1 tRNA gene and 3 rRNA genes are annotated in these 4,963 nt (G+C 49.9%); all 4 read left to right on the top strand.

The window, feature by feature from the left end:
- Positions 1-68 precede the first annotated feature (68 nt).
- The 4 genes from QM374_RS10555 (at position 69) to rrf (ending at position 4,962) form a co-directional block, all read left to right on the top strand.
- Positions 69-1,615, top strand: a 16S ribosomal RNA gene (locus tag QM374_RS10555).
- 50 nt (positions 1,616-1,665) lie between these two features.
- A tRNA-Ala gene (locus QM374_RS10550) sits at positions 1,666-1,738 on the top strand.
- A gap of 125 nt (positions 1,739-1,863) precedes the next feature.
- A 23S ribosomal RNA gene (locus tag QM374_RS10545) occupies positions 1,864-4,768 on the top strand.
- A gap of 78 nt (positions 4,769-4,846) precedes the next feature.
- Positions 4,847-4,962: ribosomal RNA gene (gene rrf / locus QM374_RS10540) — 5S ribosomal RNA — on the top strand.
- The 16S, 23S and 5S rRNA genes sit together here with 1 tRNA gene alongside, the layout of an rRNA operon.
- Position 4,963: the final 1 nt, after the last annotated feature.

The following is a 4,963-nucleotide window of genomic DNA, read 5'->3' as shown; positions in this document are numbered from 1 at the left end:
GTTGTAGTACTGAACAATGAAAAAAACAATAAATCTGTCAGTGACAGAAATGAGTGAGAACTCAAACTTTTAATGAGAGTTTGATCCTGGCTCAGGACGAACGCTGGCGGCGTGCCTAATACATGCAAGTAGAACGCTGAAGGAGGAGCTTGCTCTTCTGGATGAGTTGCGAACGGGTGAGTAACGCGTAGGTAACCTGCCTGGTAGCGGGGGATAACTATTGGAAACGATAGCTAATACCGCATAACAGTAGATATTGCATGATATCTGCTTGAAAGGTGCAAATGCATCACTACCAGATGGACCTGCGTTGTATTAGCTAGTTGGTGAGGTAACGGCTCACCAAGGCGACGATACATAGCCGACCTGAGAGGGTGATCGGCCACACTGGGACTGAGACACGGCCCAGACTCCTACGGGAGGCAGCAGTAGGGAATCTTCGGCAATGGACGGAAGTCTGACCGAGCAACGCCGCGTGAGTGAAGAAGGTTTTCGGATCGTAAAGCTCTGTTGTAAGAGAAGAACGAGTGTGAGAGTGGAAAGTTCACACTGTGACGGTATCTTACCAGAAAGGGACGGCTAACTACGTGCCAGCAGCCGCGGTAATACGTAGGTCCCGAGCGTTGTCCGGATTTATTGGGCGTAAAGCGAGCGCAGGCGGTTAGATAAGTCTGAAGTTAAAGGCTGTGGCTTAACCATAGTACGCTTTGGAAACTGTTTAACTTGAGTGCAAGAGGGGAGAGTGGAATTCCATGTGTAGCGGTGAAATGCGTAGATATATGGAGGAACACCGGTGGCGAAAGCGGCTCTCTGGCTTGTAACTGACGCTGAGGCTCGAAAGCGTGGGGAGCAAACAGGATTAGATACCCTGGTAGTCCACGCCGTAAACGATGAGTGCTAGGTGTTAGACCCTTTCCGGGGTTTAGTGCCGCAGCTAACGCATTAAGCACTCCGCCTGGGGAGTACGACCGCAAGGTTGAAACTCAAAGGAATTGACGGGGGCCCGCACAAGCGGTGGAGCATGTGGTTTAATTCGAAGCAACGCGAAGAACCTTACCAGGTCTTGACATCCCTCTGACCGCTCTAGAGATAGAGCTTTCCTTCGGGACAGAGGTGACAGGTGGTGCATGGTTGTCGTCAGCTCGTGTCGTGAGATGTTGGGTTAAGTCCCGCAACGAGCGCAACCCCTATTGTTAGTTGCCATCATTCAGTTGGGCACTCTAGCGAGACTGCCGGTAATAAACCGGAGGAAGGTGGGGATGACGTCAAATCATCATGCCCCTTATGACCTGGGCTACACACGTGCTACAATGGCTGGTACAACGAGTCGCAAGTCGGTGACGGCAAGCTAATCTCTTAAAGCCAGTCTCAGTTCGGATTGTAGGCTGCAACTCGCCTACATGAAGTCGGAATCGCTAGTAATCGCGGATCAGCACGCCGCGGTGAATACGTTCCCGGGCCTTGTACACACCGCCCGTCACACCACGAGAGTTTGTAACACCCGAAGTCGGTGAGGTAACCTTTTAGGAGCCAGCCGCCTAAGGTGGGATAGATGATTGGGGTGAAGTCGTAACAAGGTAGCCGTATCGGAAGGTGCGGCTGGATCACCTCCTTTCTAAGGATAAGGAATGCACGTTGGTCTTGTTTAGTCTTGAGAGGTCTTGTGGGGCCTTAGCTCAGCTGGGAGAGCGCCTGCTTTGCACGCAGGAGGTCAGCGGTTCGATCCCGCTAGGCTCCATTGGTGAGAGATCACCAAGTAATGCACATTGAAAATTGAATATCTATATCAAATAGTAACAAGAAAATAAACCGAAAACGCTGTAGTATTAATAAGAGTTTATGACTGAAAGGTCAGAAAAATAAGGTTAAGTTAATAAGGGCGCACGGTGGATGCCTTGGCACTAGGAGCCGAAGAAGGACGTGACAAACGACGATATGCCTTGGGTAGCTGTAAGTAAGCGATGATCCAGGGATTTCCGAATGGGGGAACCCAACAGGTACTACCTGTTACCCATATCTGTTAAGGATATGAGGAGGAAGACGCAGTGAACTGAAACATCTAAGTAGCTGCAGGAAGAGAAAGCAAAAGCGATTGCCTTAGTAGCGGCGAGCGAAACGGCAGGAGGGCAAACCGAAGAGTTTACTCTTCGGGGTTGTAGGACTGCAATGTGGACTCAAAGATTATAGAAGAATGGTTTGGGAAAATCAGCCAAAGAGAGTGATAGCCTCGTATTCAAAATAGTCTTTGTACCTAGCAGTATCCTGAGTACGGCGGGACACGTGAAATCCCGTCGGAATCTGGGAGGACCATCTCCCAACCCTAAATACTCCCTAGTGACCGATAGTGAACCAGTACCGTGAGGGAAAGGTGAAAAGCACCCCGGGAGGGGAGTGAAATAGAACCTGAAACCGTGTGCCTACAACAAGTTCGAGCCCGTTAATGGGTGAGAGCGTGCCTTTTGTAGAATGAACCGGCGAGTTACGATATGATGCGAGGTTAAGTTGAAGAGACGGAGCCGTAGGGAAACCGAGTCTGAATAGGGCGCCTTTAGTATCATGTCGTAGACCCGAAACCATGTGACCTACCCATGAGCAGGTTGAAGGTGCGGTAAGACGCACTGGAGGACCGAACCAGGGCACGTTGAAAAGTGCTTGGATGACTTGTGGGTAGCGGAGAAATTCCAAACGAACTTGGAGATAGCTGGTTCTCTCCGAAATAGCTTTAGGGCTAGCGTCGACATTAGAGATTCTTGGAGGTAGAGCACTGTTTGGGTGAGGGGTCCATCCCGGATTACCAATCTCAGATAAACTCCGAATGCCAATGAATTATGGTCGGCAGTCAGACTGCGAGTGCTAAGATCCGTAGTCGAAAGGGAAACAGCCCAGACCACCAGCTAAGGTCCCAAAATAATTGTTAAGTGGAAAAGGATGTGGGGTTGCACAGACAACTAGGATGTTAGCTTAGAAGCAGCTATTCATTCAAAGAGTGCGTAATAGCTCACTAGTCGAGTGACCCTGCGCCGAAAATGTACCGGGGCTAAAACAATTTACCGAAGCTGTGGATACCTTTATAGGTATGGTAGGAGAGCGTTCTATGTGTGAAGAAGGTGTACCGTGAGGAGTGCTGGAACGCATAGAAGTGAGAATGCCGGTATGAGTAGCGAAAGACAGGTGAGAATCCTGTCCACCGTAAGACTAAGGTTTCCAGGGGAAGGCTCGTCCGCCCTGGGTTAGTCGGGACCTAAGGAGAGACCGAAAGGTGTATCCGATGGACAACAGGTTGATATTCCTGTACTAGAGTATGTAGTGATGGAGGGACGCAGTAGGCTAACTAAAGCAGACGATTGGAAGTGTCTGTCTAAGCAGTGAGGTGTGAATTGAGTTAAATGCTTAGTTCTATAACATTGAGCTGTGATGGGGAGCGAAGTTTAGTAGCGAAGTTAGTGACGTCACACTGCCAAGAAAAGCTTCTAGCGTTTAAACATACTCTACCCGTACCGCAAACCGACACAGGTAGTCGAGGCGAGTAGCCTCAGGTGAGCGAGAGAACTCTCGTTAAGGAACTCGGCAAAATGACCCCGTAACTTCGGGAGAAGGGGTGCTGACTTTAAGTCAGCCGCAGTGAATAGGCCCAAGCAACTGTTTATCAAAAACACAGCTCTCTGCTAAATCGTAAGATGATGTATAGGGGGTGACGCCTGCCCGGTGCTGGAAGGTTAAGAGGAGTGCTTAGCGGAAACGCGAAGGTATGAATTGAAGCCCCAGTAAACGGCGGCCGTAACTATAACGGTCCTAAGGTAGCGAAATTCCTTGTCGGGTAAGTTCCGACCCGCACGAAAGGCGTAATGATTTGGGCACTGTCTCAACGAGAGACTCGGTGAAATTTTAGTACCTGTGAAGATGCAGGTTACCCGCGACAGGACGGAAAGACCCCATGGAGCTTTACTGCAGTTTGATATTGAGTGTCTGTACCACATGTACAGGATAGGTAGGAGTCTAAGAGATCGGGACGCCAGTTTCGAAGGAGACGCTGTTGGGATACTACCCTTGTGTTATGGCCACTCTAACCCAGATAGGTGATCCCTATCGGAGACAGTGTCTGACGGGCAGTTTGACTGGGGCGGTCGCCTCCTAAAAGGTAACGGAGGCGCCCAAAGGTTCCCTCAGAATGGTTGGAAATCATTCGCAGAGTGTAAAGGTATAAGGGAGCTTGACTGCGAGAGCTACAACTCGAGCAGGGACGAAAGTCGGGCTTAGTGATCCGGTGGTTCCGTATGGAAGGGCCATCGCTCAACGGATAAAAGCTACCCTGGGGATAACAGGCTTATCTCCCCCAAGAGTTCACATCGACGGGGAGGTTTGGCACCTCGATGTCGGCTCGTCGCATCCTGGGGCTGTAGTCGGTCCCAAGGGTTGGGCTGTTCGCCCATTAAAGCGGCACGCGAGCTGGGTTCAGAACGTCGTGAGACAGTTCGGTCCCTATCCGTCGCGGGCGTAGGAAATTTGAGAGGATCTGCTCCTAGTACGAGAGGACCAGAGTGGACTTACCGCTGGTGTACCAGTTGTCTTGCCAAAGGCATCGCTGGGTAGCTATGTAGGGAAGGGATAAACGCTGAAAGCATCTAAGTGTGAAACCCACCTCAAGATGAGATTTCCCATGATTTTATATCAGTAAGAGCCCTGAGAGATGATCAGGTAGATAGGTTAGAAGTGGAAGTGTGGCGACACATGTAGCGGACTAATACTAATAGCTCGAGGACTTATCCAAAGTAACTGAGAATACGAAGCGTGACTATTTTAAGTGAAATTTGAAAGATATTCAATTTTGAGTATGTATTACTCAAAGTTAAGTGACGATAGCCTAGGAGATACACCTGTACCCATGCCGAACACAGCAGTTAAGCCCTAGAACGCCGGAAGTAGTTGGGGGTTGCCCCCTGTGAGATAAGGAAGTCGCTTAGCT

The sequence above is a fragment of the Streptococcus infantis genome (assembly GCF_047465525.1).
GTDB classification, from domain to species: Bacteria; Bacillota; Bacilli; order Lactobacillales; family Streptococcaceae; genus Streptococcus; species Streptococcus infantis_R.
Note: the sequence above shows the minus strand (reverse complement) of the source record. Positions and strands in the feature narration are given on the sequence as shown.